General features: G+C 35.7%; 23 protein-coding genes. 14 read left to right on the forward strand and 9 right to left on the reverse strand.

Annotated elements, in window-relative coordinates; translation table 11 throughout:
• Window positions 1-72: 72 nt before the first annotated feature.
• From KHA97_RS00470 to KHA97_RS00490, 5 genes are all read left to right on the forward strand, one after another.
• The gene (locus KHA97_RS00470) at window positions 73-1308 is read left to right on the forward strand and encodes a metallophosphoesterase family protein (RefSeq protein ID WP_213122844.1); all 1236 of its coding nucleotides are present in this window, start codon (window positions 73-75) and stop codon (window positions 1306-1308) included.
• A 2-nt stretch (window positions 1309-1310) separates the two neighbouring features.
• Window positions 1311-4280, forward strand: coding sequence for an ATP-binding protein (locus tag KHA97_RS00475; protein WP_213122845.1), 2970 nt, complete (start codon window positions 1311-1313; stop codon window positions 4278-4280).
• A gap of 209 nt (window positions 4281-4489) precedes the next feature.
• Window positions 4490-5434, forward strand: a complete 945-nt coding sequence (yhaM, locus tag KHA97_RS00480; RefSeq protein ID WP_213122847.1) for a 3'-5' exoribonuclease YhaM — start codon at window positions 4490-4492, stop codon at window positions 5432-5434.
• Window positions 5435-5514: 80 nt separating this feature from the next.
• Window positions 5515-5700 (forward strand): sporulation YhaL family protein, encoded by a 186-nt coding sequence (locus tag KHA97_RS00485; protein WP_233713263.1) that lies wholly within the window; start codon window positions 5515-5517, stop codon window positions 5698-5700.
• A gap of 427 nt (window positions 5701-6127) precedes the next feature.
• Window positions 6128-6322, forward strand: coding sequence for a hypothetical protein (locus KHA97_RS00490; protein ID WP_213122848.1), 195 nt, complete (start codon window positions 6128-6130; stop codon window positions 6320-6322).
• Window positions 6323-6573: 251 nt separating this feature from the next.
• On the opposite strand, the gene KHA97_RS00495 is transcribed toward KHA97_RS00490, so the two are convergent.
• Entirely contained in the window at window positions 6574-7491 is a 918-nt protein-coding gene (locus KHA97_RS00495; protein WP_213122849.1) for a peptidylprolyl isomerase, read from the reverse strand.
• Window positions 7492-7801: 310 nt separating this feature from the next.
• Here KHA97_RS00495 and KHA97_RS23780 point away from each other — a divergent pair, with 310 nt between their 5' ends.
• On the forward strand, window positions 7802-7885 hold the full coding sequence (locus KHA97_RS23780; protein ID WP_233713346.1) for a YjcZ family sporulation protein: 84 nt from the start codon (window positions 7802-7804) through the stop codon (window positions 7883-7885).
• Window positions 7886-7977: 92 nt separating this feature from the next.
• Window positions 7978-8070, forward strand: a complete 93-nt coding sequence (locus tag KHA97_RS00505) for a YjcZ family sporulation protein (RefSeq protein ID WP_213122852.1) — start codon at window positions 7978-7980, stop codon at window positions 8068-8070.
• A 67-nt stretch (window positions 8071-8137) separates the two neighbouring features.
• Here the strand turns inward: KHA97_RS00505 and KHA97_RS23785 are convergent, their stop codons facing one another.
• Together KHA97_RS23785 and KHA97_RS00510 are read right to left on the reverse strand one after the other, a co-directional pair.
• Window positions 8138-8317 carry a hypothetical protein gene (locus tag KHA97_RS23785; RefSeq protein ID WP_233713264.1) on the reverse strand — a complete coding sequence of 60 codons (180 nt, stop codon included), beginning with the start codon at window positions 8315-8317 and terminating at the stop codon, window positions 8138-8140.
• 87 nt (window positions 8318-8404) lie between these two features.
• Window positions 8405-8938: a DUF3267 domain-containing protein gene (locus tag KHA97_RS00510; RefSeq protein ID WP_213122853.1), complete on the reverse strand. Its 534-nt coding sequence runs from the start codon at window positions 8936-8938 to the stop codon at window positions 8405-8407.
• Window positions 8939-9116: 178 nt separating this feature from the next.
• On the opposite strand from KHA97_RS00510, the gene KHA97_RS00515 reads away from it, so the two are divergent.
• On the forward strand, window positions 9117-9446 hold the full coding sequence (locus KHA97_RS00515; RefSeq protein ID WP_213122854.1) for a DUF1878 family protein: 330 nt from the start codon (window positions 9117-9119) through the stop codon (window positions 9444-9446).
• A 53-nt stretch (window positions 9447-9499) separates the two neighbouring features.
• Here the strand turns inward: KHA97_RS00515 and KHA97_RS00520 are convergent, their stop codons facing one another.
• The 4 genes from KHA97_RS00520 to KHA97_RS00535 all read right to left on the reverse strand — a co-directional run bounded on the left by KHA97_RS00520 (window position 9500) and on the right by KHA97_RS00535 (window position 12231).
• A complete protein-coding gene (locus KHA97_RS00520) occupies window positions 9500-10069 on the reverse strand; it encodes an HTH-type transcriptional regulator Hpr (RefSeq protein ID WP_213122855.1) in 570 nt (189 codons plus the stop codon).
• A 199-nt stretch (window positions 10070-10268) separates the two neighbouring features.
• Window positions 10269-10637 (reverse strand): YtxH domain-containing protein, encoded by a 369-nt coding sequence (locus tag KHA97_RS00525; RefSeq protein ID WP_213122856.1) that lies wholly within the window; start codon window positions 10635-10637, stop codon window positions 10269-10271.
• Window positions 10638-11019: 382 nt separating this feature from the next.
• Window positions 11020-11535, reverse strand: a complete 516-nt coding sequence (locus KHA97_RS00530; protein ID WP_213122857.1) for a tryptophan transporter — start codon at window positions 11533-11535, stop codon at window positions 11020-11022.
• A 270-nt stretch (window positions 11536-11805) separates the two neighbouring features.
• The gene (locus tag KHA97_RS00535; protein ID WP_213122858.1) at window positions 11806-12231 is read right to left on the reverse strand and encodes an HIT family protein; all 426 of its coding nucleotides are present in this window, start codon (window positions 12229-12231) and stop codon (window positions 11806-11808) included.
• A gap of 415 nt (window positions 12232-12646) precedes the next feature.
• Here KHA97_RS00535 and KHA97_RS00540 point away from each other — a divergent pair, with 415 nt between their 5' ends.
• Window positions 12647-13384 carry an ABC transporter ATP-binding protein gene (locus KHA97_RS00540; RefSeq protein WP_213122859.1) on the forward strand — a complete coding sequence of 246 codons (738 nt, stop codon included), beginning with the start codon at window positions 12647-12649 and terminating at the stop codon, window positions 13382-13384.
• Window positions 13381-14604, forward strand: coding sequence for an ABC transporter permease (locus KHA97_RS00545; RefSeq protein ID WP_213122860.1), 1224 nt, complete (start codon window positions 13381-13383; stop codon window positions 14602-14604). Before KHA97_RS00540 ends, KHA97_RS00545 begins: the two co-directional genes overlap by 4 nt.
• A 161-nt stretch (window positions 14605-14765) precedes the next feature.
• Here KHA97_RS00545 and KHA97_RS00550 read toward each other — a convergent pair whose 3' ends face one another.
• Both KHA97_RS00550 and KHA97_RS00555 read right to left on the reverse strand, forming a co-directional pair.
• A complete protein-coding gene (locus tag KHA97_RS00550; RefSeq protein WP_213122861.1) occupies window positions 14766-15941 on the reverse strand; it encodes a M20 family metallopeptidase in 1176 nt (391 codons plus the stop codon).
• A gap of 509 nt (window positions 15942-16450) precedes the next feature.
• Entirely contained in the window at window positions 16451-16981 is a 531-nt protein-coding gene (locus KHA97_RS00555) for an antibiotic biosynthesis monooxygenase family protein (RefSeq protein WP_233713265.1), read from the reverse strand.
• A gap of 216 nt (window positions 16982-17197) precedes the next feature.
• Between KHA97_RS00555 and hemE the strand changes: the two genes are divergently transcribed.
• The 4 genes from hemE to KHA97_RS00575 all read left to right on the forward strand — a co-directional run bounded on the left by hemE (window position 17198) and on the right by KHA97_RS00575 (window position 21334).
• Entirely contained in the window at window positions 17198-18250 is a 1053-nt protein-coding gene (hemE, locus tag KHA97_RS00560; RefSeq protein WP_213122862.1) for a uroporphyrinogen decarboxylase, read from the forward strand.
• 18 nt (window positions 18251-18268) lie between these two features.
• Entirely contained in the window at window positions 18269-19207 is a 939-nt protein-coding gene (gene hemH / locus KHA97_RS00565) for a ferrochelatase (protein ID WP_213122863.1), read from the forward strand.
• A 24-nt stretch (window positions 19208-19231) separates the two neighbouring features.
• Window positions 19232-20653 carry a protoporphyrinogen oxidase gene (hemY, locus tag KHA97_RS00570; protein WP_213122864.1) on the forward strand — a complete coding sequence of 474 codons (1422 nt, stop codon included), beginning with the start codon at window positions 19232-19234 and terminating at the stop codon, window positions 20651-20653.
• Between the two features lie 108 nt (window positions 20654-20761).
• Window positions 20762-21334 (forward strand): TetR/AcrR family transcriptional regulator, encoded by a 573-nt coding sequence (locus KHA97_RS00575; protein ID WP_213122865.1) that lies wholly within the window; start codon window positions 20762-20764, stop codon window positions 21332-21334.
• The last annotated feature ends 53 nt before the right edge of the window (window positions 21335-21387 follow it).

The raw sequence follows: 21387 nt of genomic DNA on the forward strand, positions 1-21387 counted from the left end.
TGTCCTTTAAAATAGAACTTTTATGATGTATAATAATAGGAACGTACATTCGATAAAAAAGGAGGGCTATAAATGGATGGGATTCGTTTTATACATACTGCAGATTTGCATTTGGATAGTCCCTTTGTAGGCTTAAAGCAATTACCATCGGAGCTTTTTAGCATAATCCAAGAGAGCACCTTTACGGCATTTGAAAAGGTCATTGATGCAGCGATTGAGGAAGACGTTGATTTTATCGTTATAGTTGGTGACTTATTTGATGGGGAAGACAGAAGCATCAAGGCACAGGCGAGATTGCGCAAGCAAATGGAAAGGCTGAGAGAAACAGGGATTAATGCTTATATTTTGCACGGTAATCACGATCATTTGCAAGGAAACTGGGTAACTTTAGATATGCCGAGCAACGTTTATGTATTTGGTAAAGAAGTAGATGTGATTTCCTTCACATCAAAACGTGGTGACAAAGTACATTTATATGGATTTAGCTACGGGGAACGTCATATTGTCAACAGGAAAATTTCTGAATATCAAAAAAAAGGCAAAGCAGATTTTCATATCGGACTTCTACACGGTCATTGTGAAGGTGGGAGTAGCTCACACCAACCTTATGCCCCATTTACTATTCAAGAATTGCTGCAAAAAGATATGGATTATTGGGCTTTAGGCCATATACATTTGGAACAAATTTTACATAAAGATCCTTTTATAGTTTACCCGGGAAATATTCAAGGCAGACACAAAAATGAACAGGGCAGAAAAGGATGTTATCATGTTTCGTTATCCAAAAGTGGATTCGGAGAAATTACCTTCATTGAAACCGATGTGATTCGATGGGAAACTATCAACGTAAATTGTGATGGGAACATTTCTCTCTCTGAGCTATATAGCAAATGCAAGGAAGAAATGGATTCGATTATGCAAGCTCATCAACAATCGCTTATGTTAGAGCTGAATATTCATTTCCAAGGACAATTATCTAATGAAATCCATCAAATATTGGATAATGGAGAATTTTTAGAGATGCTTCAAGATGGAATTGATTTTCACGAATTGTTCGTTTGGCCTTATACATTACAAAAGCATGTTAATGGCAGCAACATTCAGGATTCCTTCATGAAGAATCTAGATACAACGATTGAAGATATGGAGCGGGAAGATGCGTTTGACCAATCCGTATCAAGTTTATTTTCACATATCTATGGAAGACGTTATTTAATAAACTTTGAGGAAGAAGAGAAAAAACAACTGTATGAAGAGGCTAAGGAATTAATTTTAACGAGTATATCTGGTGATGAAGGGAGGAGATAGGATTGAAAATAAAAAGTCTTCACACCTATGGGTATGGAAAATTTATTGATTTTTACATCGATGATTTTTCTGATATGCAAATTATATATGGTGAAAATGAAGCAGGTAAATCAACAATTATGTCCTTTATTCATAGCGTTCTTTTTGGCTTCCCTTCCAGGCAGCAAACTATTTTACGATATGAACCGAAAAACCACTCTACATATGGCGGTAGAATTACTATAGAAACAGAGGAGCATGGAGATGTCATCGTTGAACGCGTAAAAGGAAAATCAGCTGGAAATGTCACTGTTTTTTTGAAAAATGGAATGACGGGAGGAGAGGAGCTTCTTTCCAAATTGCTCGGTGGAATGAATCGCTCTTTATATGAAAGTGTATTTTCATTTAATCTTCAAGGCATTCAAGAAGTTCAAAAATTAAAAGGTGATGAAATCAACCGTTATTTAGTTGCCTCAGGAACAATGGGGTCAGATATCTTGTTACATTTAGAGCAATCGTTTCAGAAAGAGCTTGATCAACTTTTTAAACCGAACGGCAGAAAACCAAAACTAAATGAGATGATTTCATTACTACGCGAAAGTGAAAAAGATTTACAAAAGGCAAAGCAAAAAAATGCAGAATATGGGACGCTACTAATAAAAAAAGAATCTATAGATGAACAGTTGATAGTACTTCAAACGGAATTAAATGAGATAAATGATGAACTTCAAAATGCAAATGAATTAATTGAAAAGTGGGAAAAAGTGAATGAATATAATCGTAGCAAACGACGGATGGAAGAAATTGGTGTTATAAACTTTCCAACTGATGGATTGAAGCGATATGAACATATTGATGAAAAAATCATTGAGATTACCAGTAGATTAAAATCTGTTCAAGAAAAAATTGAAAATAATGAAAAACGCATCAATGAAAATACACCTTTAGCAACATTCCAATCGATGGTAGTAAGAGCAGAAAAGGCGCTTATGGAGTGGCCGATTTATGAACGGCTTCAGTCGGATATCATTAGCTTAAAAAGGGAAATATCGAGCTATGAAGACCAAGTCGAAAAAATATGCCGAGATTTAAATTACTCTAACGAATCTTTATCTAACGTTTTAAGCGTAAATCTTGGACTTGATATGAAAGTAAAAATAAAAGAAAGTCTAAATGAAAAGGTAACATTAAGCACAAAGCTTGATGCTGTTCAACTTCAAATAAATCATACACAAACTGAAATTGAGGAGCTAGAAGTTTCAAGTGAAAAAATAGAAATGGACTTATTGCCGGAACGTGACCTCAAACAAATGGAAAAAGAAAAGGAAAATTGGAAAAATCCAGATCAAATCATTAAAGAAAAGGCTGAGCTTGAAAATTCTTTAAAAATAAACAATAGTGATGCTAAAAATGCCAAAAGGGGATTGCTTTTTAATTTTATCTATTCGCTAATTGCAATTGGTTTCATTGTTTGGGCTGCTCTATCATCGGAATGGATGATTACAGTTTTTGCTGGGATTGTCCTAATATATGTTTGTACAAACATAAATATTTTATTAAAGAGAGTAAAATCCACAAAGTATGAAAATAAGAAACTACTAGATCGGATTCGATCTATTTCAGAAATGACGAATGAAAGAAGTAAAAAATATAACCCAATACAACTTTATGATGAGCAAATAAAATTACGGAATGAGTTAATAAATGTTGACCATCAATTGGATCAAAGGTTAAAACAGATGGAGCAACTAGATGGCCATAAAAATGAAATATATGGCCTTATTCAAAAAAATCAAATGCAGACCAATTTCATAAAAGAGGAACTGGGATTACCCCTTGAATTTAACGGCACACGTCTTGATGAAGCATTTGACCAAATACTGGAACTTGCGAAATTAATCAAACAGGCTCAAAAAATGAAGGAGGAGTTACGCCTTAATATTCAGAAACAGGAGTTATGGATTGATGAACTTCGCGAGATATCTAATTTCGCTGGATTTGAATTTACTGAAACAAATGAAGTGATTTTTCGCTTAAAACAATTGCTGCAAATGGAACAAGAAAAAAAGATTATACAAAAAGATCTTATTGCCAAACGGGACGAGCTTTTTGAAGAATGTGGAAAACTCGAACTCGAACTACAAGAATATAAGTCCATTAAAGAGCAGTTGTTTAAGATTACACAGACAACTAATGAAGAAGAATTCCGGCAACTGGCGAGTCAAAATAATGATTTCCAAAACCTGAAAGAACGTCTCGGAACTTTACAACTGCAATTAGGGGATAGGTTATTGGAACAGGCAAATACCTATCAATCTGATTTAGAACTAAAAAGCAGAAGAAAAGAATTAATCAACGTAAAAGACGAAAAAACTAAATTGTTAGGTAATCTAAGAAATGAATTAGCGTCTCTTCGTCATGAAATCCAAGTTTTAGAGGAAGGCGGGACGTACTCGGAGAAGCTTCACCAGTTTTATTTGCTGAAGTCCTCCTTTAATGATGAAGCTAAAATATGGGCTAAATATACAATGGCAAAAACCATTCTTGAAAAAACAATGGACAAGTATATAGGGGAGAGGTTTCCAAAAGTCATTTCAAAAGCTGAAGAATATATGGCTTTTTTAACTAATAATGAATATAATCGTATTAACTTTTTGGAAGATGAGAGTATCGTAATAGATCGTGCTGATGCACAACGTTTTACACCTGCCGAGCTTAGTCAAGGAACAAGCGAGCAACTGTATACGTCACTTAGATTGGCGCTTGTCCAAGTTCTCTATGATGATTTTCCATTTCCAATAATAATTGATGATAGTTTTGTAAATTTTGATAAACGTCGGACAGAGAGAGTGCTAGAACTCATTGAAACAATTAGCAAAAGTACTCAAATATTATTATTTTCGTGCCATGAGCATATTAGAAATCATTTTTCTGAAAAACAAGTTAAAATATTGCAGCAAGAGCATGCGATCATACAAACTATTAAACTGTAAAGAATATAAGACCTGAATAACCTGATATGTTATAATTTTTTTAGCAATAACTTAGTTCAGAAGTAATTTCGCTAGATTCATGGCAGTATGAAGATAGTAAATCTTAAAAAACAAACTGGATTAAGTTATATCCTCAGGCGACGTTATAACGAGTAATATGAGCACAATGGTGCTGAGGCATAATTGATTGAAGAATCGGGGTGTTTTTTATGGGAAAAGAACTATTGCAGCATGATGTAGGGGAACAAGTAGATTTATTTTTACTCATTAAAAGTGCGACGAAAGGAATTGCAAGCAACGGAAAGCCTTTCCTAACCGTTATCCTTCAAGACCGTTCTGGAGATATTGAAGCAAAACTATGGGATACGTCTGATGATGAAGTTAAAATGTATCAACCGGAAACAATTGTTAGGGTTGCGGGTGAAGTACATAATTATCGGGGAAGACTGCAGTTGAAAATAAAGCAAATAAGGCCAGCTAACCAACATGATGGTGTCAGGCTATCTGATTTATTAGAAAAAGCACCTATCAGCAAAGATGAAATATCGAGTAAAGTAACTCAATATATTTTCGAAATGAAAAATCCTAATCTCCAGAGGATTACAAGGCATTTAATAAAAAAACATATGGATGGATTTTTGGAATATCCTGCAGCAACAAAAAATCATCACGAATTTGTATCCGGTTTAGGGTATCACGTAGTATCCATGCTCGATCTCGCCAAAGCAATATCAGAACTGTATCCATCATTGGATCGAGATTTATTGTACTCAGGGATTATTTTGCATGATCTTGGAAAAGTAATTGAATTGTCGGGACCTGTTTCAGCTTCGTATACAGTCGAAGGAAATTTACTTGGTCATATTACAATCATCGTCAATGAAATCGGCAAGGCCGCAGAAGAACTCGGGATACAAGGTGAAGAAGTTGTTGTTCTACAACATATTGTTCTAAGTCATCATGGAAAGCTTGAATGGGGCAGTCCTAAGCAGCCGATGATTAAAGAAGCTGAAATGTTACATTTAATTGATAACCTTGATGCAAAAATGAATATGCTTGATCGTGCACTAATCCGTGTAAAACCAGGAGAGTTCTCAGAAAAAATATTTCCATTGGATAACCGTTCGTTTTACAAACCAACTTTTCATTCATAATGCCTTCAATGAGGGCATTTTTTTTATTGAATGGTCATATAGTGTAGCAAGTGGACAAGCACCTGAAAGGAGCGATTATTTTGTCTTTGCCTATTTGGATTTATTTTGTGATCTTAGGAATCTTTACTAGCGCATTTATGGCCATTAAAACAGCTAAAGAGGATAAGGAGATGGAAACGGAATGGATTGAAAAAGAGGGGAAAGTATACATGGACAGAATGGAAAAGGAAAAAGAACGGAGAGGAAAAGTCAACGTTTCAGAATAATGGGCTAAAACATTTTTTCGGAAGTGGTTTTGATTCACGTACAACAGGACGGAAATGAAACCAAGAGAGTTTCAGTTTCGGTTCATGGTCAATCGGAACTGAAATGGGACAGCACCGAGTTTTGAGTCTCTATACATCACCAATCATGAATGAAATTGGAAGGAATCGAGTTTTGCGTCTCGATTCATCGCCAATCGGGACTGAAATAGGACAGCACCGAGTTTTGCGTCTCGATTCATCACCAATCAGGACTGAAATGTGACAGATCTGAGTTTTGAGTCTCGATCCATCGCCAATCAGGACTGAAATGGGACAGCACCGAGTTTTGAGTCTCTATACATCACCAATCAGGACTGAAATTGGAAGGAATCGAGTTTTGAGTCTCGATTCATCGCCAATCGGGACTGAAATGTGATAAAACCGAGTTTTGAGTCTCGATACATCACCAATCGGGACTGAAATCGGACCGAACCAAGTTTTGAGTCTTAATTCATCGCCAATCGGGACTGGAATTAGAAAAAAACGATTTTTGCGTCTCGATACATCACCAATCGGGACTGAAATGGGACAGCACCGAGTTTTGCGTCTCGATTCATCGCCAATAGGTACTGAACTGAAATGAGATAAAACCGATTTTTGCGTCTCGATTCATCAACAATCAGGACTGAAATGTGATAAAACCGATTTTTGCGTCTCGATTCGCCACCAGTCGGACTGAAATGGACAGAACCAAGTTTTCAGTCTCGACCCATCGCTGATCGAGACTGAAATGTATCCAAGCTGAGATTTAAGTTTTTAATTCACCTTCGTCCATTCCAAAAAGCTGCCTATGTATTTTCCGCAAGAAAAAAAAGCTGCAAATCGCAGCTTTTTTTACTTTTTCTCTGTATCTGTTGCATTGTCTTCTGGTTGTTCTTCAGCTTTTGGCTCTTCGTAGTTAAGAATAGGATCAAAAGTTTCTTTTAAATCTTTATCCTCAACTTTAAGATCTGCTTTTTTAAGTTCATCTTTCATCGACTTTTGAACTAGATCAGAATCAATCTTGGACAATTTAAGATCGTTCTCATATTTATCTTTAACTTTGTCGAAAGGTTCTTTTTCTTTAATATCTGTCACTTGGATAATATGCCAGCCGAATTGTGTTTGCAATGGCGCGCTGATTTCATCCTTTTTCAATTTAAACGCTTCGTCTTTAAAGTCTTGGTCCATACTTGGATCCTCATAGGCAATAAAGCCAAGATCTCCACCTTTTTCAGCTGTTCCATCTGTTGAGTATTCTTTTGCAAGTGCAGCAAAATCTTCGCCTTTATCTAATTTCGCTTTTATATCTTTAATTGTTTTTTCGTCTTCTACGATAATATGGCGTACTTTTCTATCAGGTTTTTCGCTATCGTAAAATTCTTTAACTTCTTTTTCTGTTACTTTAATATCTCTTGTGGCTGATTTTTCTTGAAGAATATTAAGCTTCACAACTTGACGGAATTCTTTTTCGTCTTTAAAGCCATTTTGAGCAAGAAGCATCGAAAATTGAGGACCAACTTGGGCCTTTATTTCTTCCATTTTTTTGTCTACTTCTTTATCAGTTACTTTATATTCCTTTGAAAGGACCTTGTCCAAAACAAGTTGTTGTAAGACCTGTTCCCCAACTCTATCCTTCATTGCTTCATAAAGCTCGTCTTTTGTAATATTTCCTGCTTTTGATTTAACAACTGCTTCTCCGCCGTTGTTACCACATGCAGCAAGGCCAATGACTCCTGCAGTTAAAGCAAGGGATAACACCCATTTTTTCATTTCAAGACACTCCCTATATTTATGTCAATTATTGTTGAAAGCCACAAAACTTACTATATCATAAAACAACAGATAAAAAAAACTCTTTTAAGGAGAATTCATAAAAAAGAAAAACGTCTGAAGGAAAAGCATTACCGTTTAGATTATGAAATAGGAAGCAGTGCAAATCCCAATTGACGTTAAATAAAGACAGGAAGTTTGTTCACATAAAAGATTAAACGCGATGGAGTTTAAAAATGGGCTTTTGATTCAACCAAGATAAATGTGGAGGGCATATGATATAGCGAAAGAGAAAAAGGAGGTAATTAATATGGGCTTTGGTGCTTACTCTGGTTTTGCATTTGTAATAGTACTTTTCATATTGTTAGTCATAGTAGGAGTAGCTTATATATAAATTAAAAATCTGTTATATATGGGCTAATATCCTGACACCTTATAAAAAAATTGAATAGGATAAACAGAAGTGACCTAGAGGAGGTGTAAAGAGTGGGCGGAGGAGTAGGTTACGGTGGTGGCTTTGCTTTAATCGTGGTGTTGTTCATCTTGTTAATTATTGTAGGTGCTGCATGGTTTATCTAAAATGGATGCATACGGCTTAAATGGCCATAAAACATAAAAAGGCGGATTCCAAAATGGATCTGCCTTTTTATGTGTACAAAATTTCAATATATGAAGAAAATAATAAAATGGTAATTAAAATATTGATTGTACGAAAAACCTTAGGTTGTCGTTCTTCAGGGATTTCACGTTGAATACAAAGTGAATTGGTTAGATTGTTAAATATATATAATATGAAAATAGCAAATACAATAAAAATGGAGATCAATTGTCATCCTTCCTTTCGTCTCCTACTAGTAAAAGGATAGCAAATTCGTTTGAAAAAAGATAGATTAATATTTATGAATAACCCTCATTATTCTTTAATCAATATTTCATAACCATCTTCATTTTCCTCTATCAATGCGCCTTTCGGAGAAGACAAGAGTACCTTGGCGTATATAATATCAATCGAGCAGAGGCCGACATGGTAAGCCAGTAAAATGGTTAAATAATGAACATATTCCGGGAAAAGAAACATGGCCAACACCAAAAGTATATTAATGGTAAAAGGAAAAAATAACGAAGTTGCAAACCTTCTTTTTGAAGTCATAGTTCTCATTGTTGTATGAATAATTGGTAATATATAAAAATAAAACTCTATTTCAAATTTTAAATGTTTACGATATTTCATTAACGGAATGATATGAAATAACTTGTGCAAAGGATATAGTAAAATGAATATACATGAAAATAAAATAAAATTATTATCACTCAATGGATTAACAGCAATGGACTGCATTAATACATACGCAAACACGAATACAAGTAACGTAATAAAGCTCGATATGATAAAAAGACGATGGAATTCGTATTTTTTATTTACATTATAGGATTTCCAACAATGCATTACTGATAACCTCCAAATTTGACATTCAAGCAGTTTCAACTACATACTTTACGATGAATTATCCAGAATAGCAATAGGTATTTTTTTTTTTATATATTTAACTCTATTGGAGGATTATGAGAGTAAACAGCGAATACACTGATAGATAGACCAATTTTTTTAAAATGGGGTTATGTAAATGGATAAATTACTTGCGAAAATAGAACGCCTTGAATTTCATCAAAAATTATTGCTTGGAATGATCCGCTCTGAAGGGCATGAATTTGACCGGCTAATTATAGAAAATAATCTTGATGAGAAGGAAGTAAGGGAATTTTATTCACTTTGTGAATATGTGAGCAAAGAAATGGAAGAACAAAAAGCGGAGAAATTTGTTTTTTATACACCGCTTTTTAATGAATTTATTGAAAAACTTAATCCCAAATTAGATCCTTCAGAAGTCATACATGCTTGCTTAAAACAAAAAATTTACATTGATCTTATGAAAGTATTTCAGAAAAATTTATAAGTATGTAATGTGGGAAATTGAATATTCTGAAAAAAGATTAAAAGAAATCTATATTACACGACAGTTTTTATATCATTTTTTTTCATCTTGCCATCTTCTTCAATAAATTGTGTTTCAATATTATTAAATGATTTCTCAAAAATTTCCATGAAATCATCCCCATATATGTTTCGGATTATCGCCATAAGTTCAATGATATCTGGAAACTTACCGTATAACTCACGAAGTGGAAGCGCACCTTGATAAACGGAGTTATTTTTCGGCTCATACACTTCCATCAATTGTAATAACAGACTTTCTCCTTGAGAAGTTAATTTTATATAAGTATTTCGTTTATCGGATTCTTTCTTAGAAAACTCGAGTAACCCACGGTCTTCCAGCTTTTTAGAAAAATTAAATGCAGTCGAAACGTGCATGACTCCAAATTTAGAAACATCAGATATGGAAGCGCCATTTAAATGGTAAGCAATCCATAAAATATGATGTTCATTAATATTTAAATTAAATGGTTTAATCCAATTTTGCCAATCTTTTTCAATTGATTTCCATAGCGCTTTACTTAATTGAGCCATTCTTTGGCTAAAAAGCAAAGATTCAATTAGTGAGTGATGTTTTCCTTCCATATGATTTCCCCGTCCTATTTTTTAATGTTTTCTGCTTTTTTTATTTTGTAGAAATATCAAAAAACTCCCAATGTATTTTAGTGACTTTATAAAAAATGCCTTTTAATTATTATGCCAATAAAGTAAAAATTAATAAAGATGTAAATTAATAAAAAATTTAAAAGAGGGTGCCAATCATTACTGGCCACCCCCCTCAATGTCAAACTGTTGATTTTTCCTCTTGTAATTTTTGCTCCAATTGGGAAATCGTGTTTTGTATTTCTCGCATTTCTTCTTGCATAGCTGTAATATTTGGCTCGATTTCTCTTTGCCATTCTTCCACGGCCATTTTTACATCGCCTGCAAGCTCTTTAATAATTTCCTTTCCCTCTTTGGAAACTTTGGCCACAGAGTTTTTTATATCGATTGCATCTTCTTTTAAATCTTGTGCAATTCTAATCCAATCGCTTTTTGATTCTTTAAGTTGATTGCGAAGTTCTTTTCCAGAACTTGGGGCAGTTAATAATGCTGTTGCAGCGCCGACAACTCCACCGATTAAAACTCCATATGCAAGTGCTTTTGTATTCAAGAAGATCACCTCAACCATTATTTGTTATTATTTTAACCTTTTCTCCAAAAAGTTAAAAACTCCTGCATTGAACTTTACCCAACCATGCACATGTAAACACCTTTTCTTGCATAGTATGAAATAAGACAGGCGACTAGAGGTGAAGTACTATGAAAGGAGTCTCGATTTTATTTATTATTATTGGATTTATTCTTTTTATAGGGACGTTTTATAGTTTTACAGCCTACCAACGGCCAGGAATTTACCCTCCTAAAAGGATATTAAAAAAACGTGTACTATCTTTAGGGGGAGCGACTTTTATTTTTCTTATCATCGGTATAATAATTGTTATTTTGGGAAAATGATAAAAAGAACCTGGACGGAAAATCCAGGTTCTAGTTAATTATGCTGCGTTTACTAAATTTGATCTTTTAAGAATTGAGCTTGCAATAGGGTAAAGGATAAATAATACGATTGCATTGATAATCATTGCTGGGACGACCCCTGTAGCAAAAAGAGCTAAAAATGGTCCAGGCAATTCAAATAGGATAGCAGCTGAACCTAGGAAAACTACGCCCGAAATGACTGTACATACTGCAGCCAAGATTGCTACTCCTATAATATTAGGAATTCGTTTAACGATTAAAAGATATAATCCAAAAAAGATAAATGCAGTAATTGGTTTATCAATAATATTTGGGATTTGCCCCATAGGAAATCCGGTTGTTAAAGCTGTTAAGATTCCAGTTCCAATAGCTAGTAATAATACGTTTTTCTTTTCAGGAAATAATACAATCCCTAAAAACATTAATGGCAGTGCCATATCAGGCTTTATTCCTCCTATTGGCGGAATAACAAAATGAAGTACTGTACCGATTCCCATCAGTAAAGCTAGAATAACAAGTACTCTTGTATTCATGTGAAATCTCTCCTCTTCTCAACTATTCTCTTCTATTCTTCTTTCCTAGACATGCACTGTTGCTGCTAGCGAAAGATTAAGAATATTGTAGCATAATAGTCCTAGATAAAGAAGAAGTATTTTAAAAAAATAAAATTTGTAAACCAAGTATGTTGATTACAGCTCCAAATGCTCGCTTTCCACGGGAGCCTTTAAACACCCGTTTTTAACTGCAGTAGTGTCGCATCTTCCGCTCCAATCAAGAAAAAAATAACTCCCACCTAATGGAAGTTATTTTGAAACATGCTTGTGAATAGATTGTGCGATCGATTGGAGATCCTCTCCTGTATATTCGGATTGGCGACTAATATATTTAGTACCAAATCCGTCATTCTCATCGTAGCGAGGAATAAGGTGTAAATGATAGTGAAAAACAGCTTGGCCAGCAAAGGATCCATTATTATTTAATACGTTTAATCCAACAGGTTGAAATTCTTTTTTAATGGCTCGAGCAATTTCTGGTACAATCTCGAATAATTTACTTGCTGTGTCTTCAGGCAAATCGTATACATTTTCATTATGTACTTTCGGAATGACTAAAGTATGTCCTTTTGTAATTTGGCTTATATCAAGGAATGCCAACACATTATCATTTTCAAAAACCTTTGCAGATGGCAGTTCACCATTTACAATTTTACAAAAAATACAATCGCTCATATGTTCCACCTTCCTAGAGATAATAGAAATATTTTAACACACACTGTTAGGAAAATGAAAACGTGCAGGATCTAATGAAAATCCTGCACGTTGAAGGGATTAGCGGGTTACTTGGAAAGGTTCCTTTAATGATGGATTAAAGAAATATCCGAATCTTCATAGCCCAACGCAATCATCTCCCTTGGCTTGTGTCAAGTTTGATAAGCATGGTCATGTTCATCGTGGCTTTCCGCTTCTACTGCAGATATGTGTCTTCGACAACCACCCCAGCTTTAGCTTAGTCCCGCTCCTTCGATATTATATTGTCCCCAATTTGAATCTGTATTAGAGGTAAAAATAACCATAAAGCATGTGCCATAGGATTTCTTTTGGTACAATAATGGTACTGTACGAAATATTAGAGAGGGCGTTTTTCATGTCATTACTTGAAGTGAAAAATTTGACAGGTGGATATACAAAAAATCCTGTTTTAAAAAATGTAACCTTTTCAGTTGAAGCTGGACAAATGATTGGATTAATTGGATTAAATGGTGCGGGGAAAAGTACATCGATTAAACATATTATTGGATTGATGGAGGAACGTTCAGGATCAATTACAATAAATGGATTAACCTTAAAAGGGCAGCCTGAAGAATATCGAAAGCAATTTTCATTTGTTCCTGAAACCCCAATATTATATGAAGAGCTGACATTGGAGGAGCACTTAAAATTATCGGCGATGGCATACGGACTTTCTGAAAAAGAATATGAAGAGCGGGTTCATCCACTATTAAAGGAATTTCGTCTAGATAAAAAGCTGAAGTGGTTTCCAGCTCATTTTTCCAAAGGGATGAAACAAAAGGTAATGATCATGTGTGCATTTTTAATTGAACCGTCTTTATACATCATTGACGAACCTTTTGTTGGACTAGATCCATTAGGAATTCAATCCCTTCTTGAATTAATGAATAGTATGAAAGAGAGTGGGGCAGGAATTTTAATGTCCACTCATATATTAGCGACAGCGGAACGTTATTGTGATGGATTTATTATTTTACATAATGGGGAAGTACGAGCCAAAGGCACCCTACAAGAATTGCAAAAGGAATTTTCAATGCCAAATGCGACATTAGATGATATTTATATACAGCTTACAAAGGAAGAGATGTCATGAATCATATTAATGAGTTGTGGCGGGAGAGATTTCAAGCTTATATGAAAGAGCTTAGACGCTATTTGAAATATATGTTCAATGACCACTTACTTTTTGTGCTCATTTTTGGCGGGGGAGCGGCAATCTATTATTATTCCGGGTGGGTGAAAACATTAACTGCAGGATTTCCAGTTGGAATCGTAATGGCGATTATTTTAGGGATTGTAATTACAATTAGCCCAATCTCAACCTTTCTAAAAGAAGCAGATCTCGTATTTTTGCTTCCTCTTGAGACAAAGCTCGGTCCGTATTTTCGAAAAGGAATAAGCGCAAGCTTTATAAGTCAAGCGTATATCATTTTGCTGATATTAGCTGTTTGTATGCCCATGTATGTGCAAGTGACTGGAAATGGGTTCTCTATGTTTTTTTCCATGCTAATTTTAGCCCTTGGTTTAAAAATATGGAATCTCATGATTCATTGGCGAATGTTGAAGATAAGAGATTCTTACGTGCATATATACGACTGGATCATCCGCTATATTTTTAATGCTCTTTTATTTTATTTCTTTATTGAAAAAGCATCATTTTGGTTTTTCGGCGTCGTTTTATTAATAATGGCGGTGTTTACGATCTATGTAAGGGAAGTAACTAAAAACAAAACGATTAAATGGGAATTATTAATTGAAAAAGAACAAGGAAGAATGCAGGCATTTTACCACGCCGCAAACATGTTTACAGATGTTCCACATTTAAAAGGTAGAGTGAAGAGAAGAAGGTGGCTAGATCCGTTATTTACACGTATTCCGTACGGAAGCGACTATACGTATCGATTTTTATTGGCTAGGACACTTATTCGAACGAGCGAATTTTCGGGCATGATTGTTAGATTATCGCTTATAGCAGCAGTATTCTTGCTCTTTTATGGAAACATTTATTTTTCAATCGTTATTGCCCTTTTATTTATCTATTTGACCGGCTTTCAACTATTACCGCTGCTACGGAAACATGAGTTGACGATTTGGCCACACCTTTATCCGGTTGCTCCAACACAAAAAAGAACCGCTTTTCTTTCCTTGCTTTTGAAAGTATTGATTGGACAAGCACTCTTTTTTGGTATATGTGGGGCCATTGGCGGAAACTTTCTTCAAGGGGTTATCGTCGGAGGGGGAGCACTGATTTTTGCAGTAGCATTTGCAATTATATATGCACCTGGAAGGATTCTAAAATTTGAAAGGATATAATAAACTGCCTTACCAATCAGTTAAAGACTGACTGGTAAGGCAGTTTTATCTCTTTTTCAAAATAAATGTAGTTACAACAATTTCAAATTGCCAAATTTAGTTTTGAGTGAACTTTTCTATCCAATAAAAATGAAATACCAAATAGTTACTAAGGGATTTTATTATTCAATTGCTGATTTGATAGCAGCCAATCCCATCGTTTTCGCTGCTGCTAGCATTGCTTTTTCATTAATATCAAATTTTGGATGATGGTGAGGATAGCCTTGTTCAACTCCATCTGGTCTTGCGCCTGTAAAAAAGAATGTTCCTTTCACGTGCTGCAAGTAATAGGCAAAGTCTTCGCCTCCCATTTCTGGCTTGGATTCTTCAATTAATGTATTTTCAGGAATTTCTTTTGCAACATCAACTAGAAAGTCTGTCTCAGCATCGTGATTGACGACTGCTGGATATCCTCGATAGTAGTTATACTCATATTCGCAACCTGCTGCGATGCAAGTACCTTTTACAATTCTCTCAATCTCTTGTTCTATCATACTTCGTACATCTTCATTAAATGTTCGGACTGTCCCACCAAGCTTGGCATTGTCGGCTATTACATTGAAAGCATTGTCAGAAACGAAATACCCAACAGTTACAACTGCTGACTCAATAGGAGACACCCTGCGACTTACGATTTGTTGTAAATTCGTGACAAGCTGAGCACCAATTACAATCGCATCTTTTGTTTTATGAGGTTGTGCACCATGACCGCCGTATCCTTTAATGATGATTTCAAAACGATCTGCTGCTGCCATAATCGGTCCCTTTCGATAACGGATATTTCCATAAGGTCCATCCGCCCAAAGATGGGTACCGAAAATGACGTCAACCCCTTCTAAACATCCGTCTTCAATCATCGGTTTAGCCCCACCTGGTGCATACTCTTCAGCATGTTGGTGGATCATGACATATTCGCCGGAAAGCTCAGCTTTCATTTCATTCAGAACTCTTGCCAAGATTAACAGCGTAGCGGTATGTCCATCATGACCGCACGCATGCATGACGCCTGGAACAAGAGATTTAAATGGAAGGCCTGTTTCTTCATGTATCGGTAAAGCATCGAAGTCTGCACGCAAAGCTACCGTTTTTCCCGGTTTTCCACCTTTAATTCTAGCGACAACTCCATTGCCCCCAACACCAGTTTTTACTTCTACTCCAAGGCGTTTATAGTATTCTGCAATAAATGCCGATGTTTTAATTTCTTTAAAGGATAGCTCTGGATTTTGGTGCAAGTAACGTCTAATATTAACCATTTCTTTATAATAGTTCTCTAAACGTTCGAATAGTTTTTCTTTCATAGCTACGCACACCCACTTAAGTAATATTTTTAGGCTCGAAATAATTATATCAATTTTTAAGAACAGTGTGCGTAAGAAATTTAAAAACCAGTGGATTTATTGATTGCGATGAAAATCTTTCTTTTTTTAATTTGATGAATGGGAGGATATTAAGATCGTCTCTGTTAATGGTCATTCCTGTTTTAAAACGCTGTCAAAGTGGATAGGAAGGCAAGAAGACTCCTGCGGGAGTACGGGGCAGGGGAGACTACACAGGGGCTTGCCACGAGGAGGCTCCCAGTACTTTGTCTAGCTACAGGCGCTAGTGGCCAAAAACCAGCAACCCAAGAAGTTTCAGAACAACTTCCTGGGTTGGAGAACATAATGCTTGTTCGTCCCTGTCAAGCTCAAGCTCCTTCCGTTTTTCAGCCCTGAGAAAACAGAGTGCCTGGAGCGAAAATCAACAAACTCATAAAACGATGCTAGAATCTTAAAAAAGGATACTTCTTATGTTTCTGGTTGCTAGCTGCTCATTCTGTATCTTTTTCCTCTGAAACAAAATAGGTTGATGTATAGGCTGGTCCAGAAAATATATTCGTGCCCTTTGATTGAAAATGGATATTGTTGTACATAGAAGAATTTTTCCATGTTCGAATATGTTCTTCATCCTTCCACATCGTCATGAGCATGTACGTATCATTTGACAATGGACGCAGTAATCTTGCTGTTATAAATCCAGTGTGGTTCTGAATTAATTTAATTTTATCTGTCATTCCATATTCAAATACAGGCCGGTTTTCATCTCGGACAGGAATAAAATTACAAGAAACAACTCCTTCATTTTCAAAATCGCCAATCGACTCCATTAATTCATACTTTTTAGGGGACTGAAATAATGTGGATCCCGCTGTTTCATGCCAAAGTAGACACCCTTCTACATTTTGCATTAAAACCATTTTTTCATTTGGATGTTTTTCTTCGAGTTTTTTCAAAAAATAGTAAGTCCCCATTGCAATATAAACATACATACAACCACCCCATTCATTTAATACAATCAACAACTGTTATTTTCCTATCATAAGCTTTACCCGGGTTATGGCTTGGCAAACAAGTGGGCTTTTTTTGGACATATAAAAAGGACAAATTTATGACAAGACGTGCTGTTGCCTATACTTTAAGTAGGAAAAATACTATAGTTATATCGGATTCCTAGATTTTTTGTTCATGTACTTTTATTATACAATATAGTTACTGAAAACCTTGAAAGGTGGACAATCATGAAACCTATTAAAAATGATACATTATTGCGAGCGGCAAAAGGAGAGAGAACAGAACATGTTCCTGTTTGGTATATGCGACAAGCTGGCCGCTCTCAAGCTGAGTATCGCAAAATAAAAGAAAAATATTCACTATTTGAAATCACCCATCAGCCAGAACTTTGCGCGTATGTAACTAGGCTTCCTGTTGAAATGTACAACGTGGATGCTGCCATTTTATATAAAGATATTATGACACCACTCCCATCATTAGGAGTCAATGTAGAAATTAAAAGTGGAATTGGTCCAGTCATTGATAACCCAATTCGTTCCATTAAGGATATAGAAGTTTTAGGAGAAATTCATCCTGAAGAAGATATTCCCTATGTTCTTGATACAATCAAACTTTTAACAGAAGAGCAGCTCTCCGTTCCTTTAATTGGCTTTGCCGGTGCACCGTTTACACTCGCGAGCTATATGATCGAAGGCGGACCATCAAGAAATTATCATAAAACAAAAGCTTTTATGTATTCTGAACCGGAAGCTTGGTTTTTATTAATGGATAAGCTAGGGGAAATGACGGTTACATATTTAAAAGCACAAATTAACGCTGGAGCAAGTGCAGTCCAGATCTTTGACTCTTGGGTAGGTGCGTTAAGTAGAACGGATTATAAAAAATACATTAAACCAGTCATGACCAAAATATTTACAGAAATGAGAACAGAGAATGTTCCACTGATTATGCACGGGGTAGGCGCGAGCCACTTAGCATTGGAATGGAATGACCTACCACTTGATGTCGTAGGGCTTGATTGGAGATTGCCGATTGCTGACGCTAGAAAAATAGGTGTTACAAAAGCGGTTCAAGGAAATTTAGACCCTGCCGTCTTAATAGCAAATTGGGAAACGATTGAGGAACGAGCAAAAGAAATTATTGATGAAGGAATTCAAACACCTGGGTTCATTTTTAACCTTGGTCACGGTGTCTTCCCAGATGTAAATCCGGAAACATTAAAGCGCCTCACTTCTTTTATTCATGAATACAGTGCTGAAAAATTAAAACAATTACGTTAATGAAACGGAGTGAATGATATGACTAAAAAGAAAATGGGGCTATTAGTAATGGCCTACGGAACTCCATATAGTGAGGATGATATTGAACGTTATTACACACATATTCGCCATGGACGCCCGCCTGCTAAGGAAGCTCTCGAAGATTTGGAGAATCGATATAAAGCTATTGGAGGAATATCACCTCTTGCCAAAATAACGGAACAACAGGCTTTCGGACTTCAAGATCGCTTAAATGAAGTTCAAGATGAAATTGAGTTCAAGGCTTATATCGGCTTAAAACATATCGAGCCCTTCATTGAAGATGCCGTGGAAAAAATGCACGAAGACGGAATTGAAGAAGCTGTTTCGCTAGTATTGGCTCCTCATTTTTCAACCTTTAGCGTAAAATCTTATAACGAGCGCGCGAAGGAAACAGCTGAAAAGCTTGGAGGTTTAGTCATTACGTCTGTTGAGAGCTGGTATGAAGAACCTAAATTCATTCGATTTTGGGCAGACGAGGTAAAGGAAGTATATAAAAATATGCCGGAGGATGAGCGAAATAATGCATGTTTAATTGTGTCCGCCCATAGTCTTCCTGAAAAAATCCTCCAATTTGGAGACCCATATCCTAAGCAGCTTCAAGAAACAGCAGATTTAATCGCTAAAGAAGCAAGTATTACGGAATATGAAGTTGGCTGGCAAAGTGAAGGAAATACACCTGATCCATGGCTGGGACCAGATGTACAAGATTTAACAAGAGAGCTTCATGAGAAAAAAGGCTATACTGCATTTGTGTATATTCCTGTTGGCTTCGTTTCTACCCATCTCGAAGTTCTATATGATAATGATGTTGAATGTAAAGTAGTAACGGATGAGGTAGGTGCAGCATATTATCGTCCAGCTATGCCAGATGCACAGCCTAAATTTATTGACGCTCTTGTCTCAGTTATATTAAAGCACCTCGGAAAAAAACAATAATTAGCAGAAGTAGGCGATTTTACGTTGAATGATAATAAAAAAAAGGTTGTTGTGATCGGTGGTGGATTAACTGGTTTAACGACAGCTTATTATTTGCAAAAAGCAATTGCCGATAAGGAACTGCCGATTGAATTGACACTTCTAGAAGCAAGTCACAAACTAGGAGGCAAAATTCAAACGGTTTATCAAGATGGATTTGTCATTGAAAGAGGTCCTGACTCATTTTTGGAGAGGAAAAAGAGTGCAGCAGAACTTGTTCGCGAAGTTGGATTAAGTGATGATCTCGTTAATAATACGGCAGGGAAGTCGTTTGTTTTAGTTAATGAACAACTGCATCCAATGCCTAAAGGGGCTGTCATGGGAATTCCCACTAAAATAAGCCCATTTGTGACAACGGGACTATTTTCTGTACAAGGAAAAATGAGAGCAACATGTGACTTCATTTTACCTCGTTCAAATAAAAATGAAGACCAATCTCTAGGTCACTTTTTCCGTAGGAGACTTGGAGATGAAGTAGTCGAAAATCTAATCGAACCACTTTTATCTGGAATATATGCCGGTGATATTGACCAACTCAGTCTAATGTCGACATTTCCGCAGTTTTATAAAGTAGAACGTGAGCATCGAAGTTTGATTCTTGGAATGAAAAAAACAACGCCTAAGACACCTAAAAACCAATTAAGCAGTAAAAATCAAGGTATCTTCCTTACTTTGAAAAATGGTTTGCAATCATTGGTAGATGCTATTGAAGAGAAATTGACCAACTGTACAATTATGAAAGGTGTACAAGTCACTTCGCTAGAACGACATTTTGATTCGACTTATGAGCTTTCGCTAAATAATGGAGAAATCCTCCATGCTGATAGCGTAGTAATGGCGTTACCTCATTTAGCAATTGCTGATCTTTTACATGAAAAAGAATATATAAGTAGTTTAAAAAACATGCCGGCTACAACGGTCGCAACCGTGGCTATGGCGTTTGATGAAAAAGATGTTGAGAATACCATTGATGGTACAGGCTTCGTTGTTTCTAGAAACAGTGATTATACTATCACTGCGTGTACTTGGACTCATAAAAAATGGCCACATACTACTCCAAAAGGAAAAGTCCTGCTGCGCTGCTATGTAGGCCGAGCAGGGGAAGAAACGGTTGTCGATCTCTCAGACGCAGAAATAGAAAAAATCGTATTAGAAGATTTAAAGAAAACAATGAATATTGAGGCAAAACCGCAATTTACTATTATCACCCGCTGGGAAAAAGCGATGCCTCAATATACAGTCGGCCATAAACAGCGAGTGGAACAAATTAAAGAAAATCTTAAAGAAGATATGCCAGGAGTCTTTATTACCGGCAGTTCTTTTGAAGGCATCGGAATCCCGGATTGCATTGATCAAGGAAAAAAAGCAGTTCAAGATATCGTTCAATATTTAAAATTAAGCAGCTAATTATTTTAGCTGTTTTTTTCTTGCTATTATTATATGATTATGATATATTTTATCAATACTAAATGACCATTATGGTATTTCGGTCATTTTTCTAAGGGAGGCGAATAAATGTCCATTGATCGCAAGCAACTTATTATTGAAGCCGCTACAAAATCATTTTCTCTATTCGGATATAAAGCGACCACAATGGATCAAGTTGCGAAAATAGCCAATGTTGGAAAAGGGACCATTTACACTTTCTTTAATAATAAAGAAGAATTGCTTGGTGAGATTGTTAATTCATTAATTAAAGAAATGAAAGCAGCTGCAGAGGCCGTAATTCAAGACGAACTATCCTTTTTTGAAAATGTCAACCTGGCTATTTATGAATTATTAAAATATAGAAAGCAACATCAATTGACGATTAAGCTTTTTCAAGAAGAAAGGGAAATAGGGACTCCAGCTGTAAAAGAAATGATTGATAAGGTCGAGAATTCAATCGTAAATTATATTAAAGAGAAAGTGATCGAAGCCGTTAATAAGGGTGAGATTCGAGAATGTGATCCAGAAATAACAGCGTTTATCATGCTTAAGATGTATATTTCATTAATATTTGATTGGGAAAAATCTCATGAACCATTGAATCAAGAAAAAATATCTGAGTTGTTTAAGTTTTATTTATTAACTGGATTATCAAAATAGATGATCCGATTTTTTTAGACTAATATGACTAAATGAGAGAAATGGTCATTAAG

Origin of the sequence: Lederbergia citri, from assembly GCF_018343625.1 — a bacterium.
Classification (GTDB): domain Bacteria; phylum Bacillota; class Bacilli; order Bacillales; family Bacillaceae_C; genus Lederbergia; species Lederbergia citri.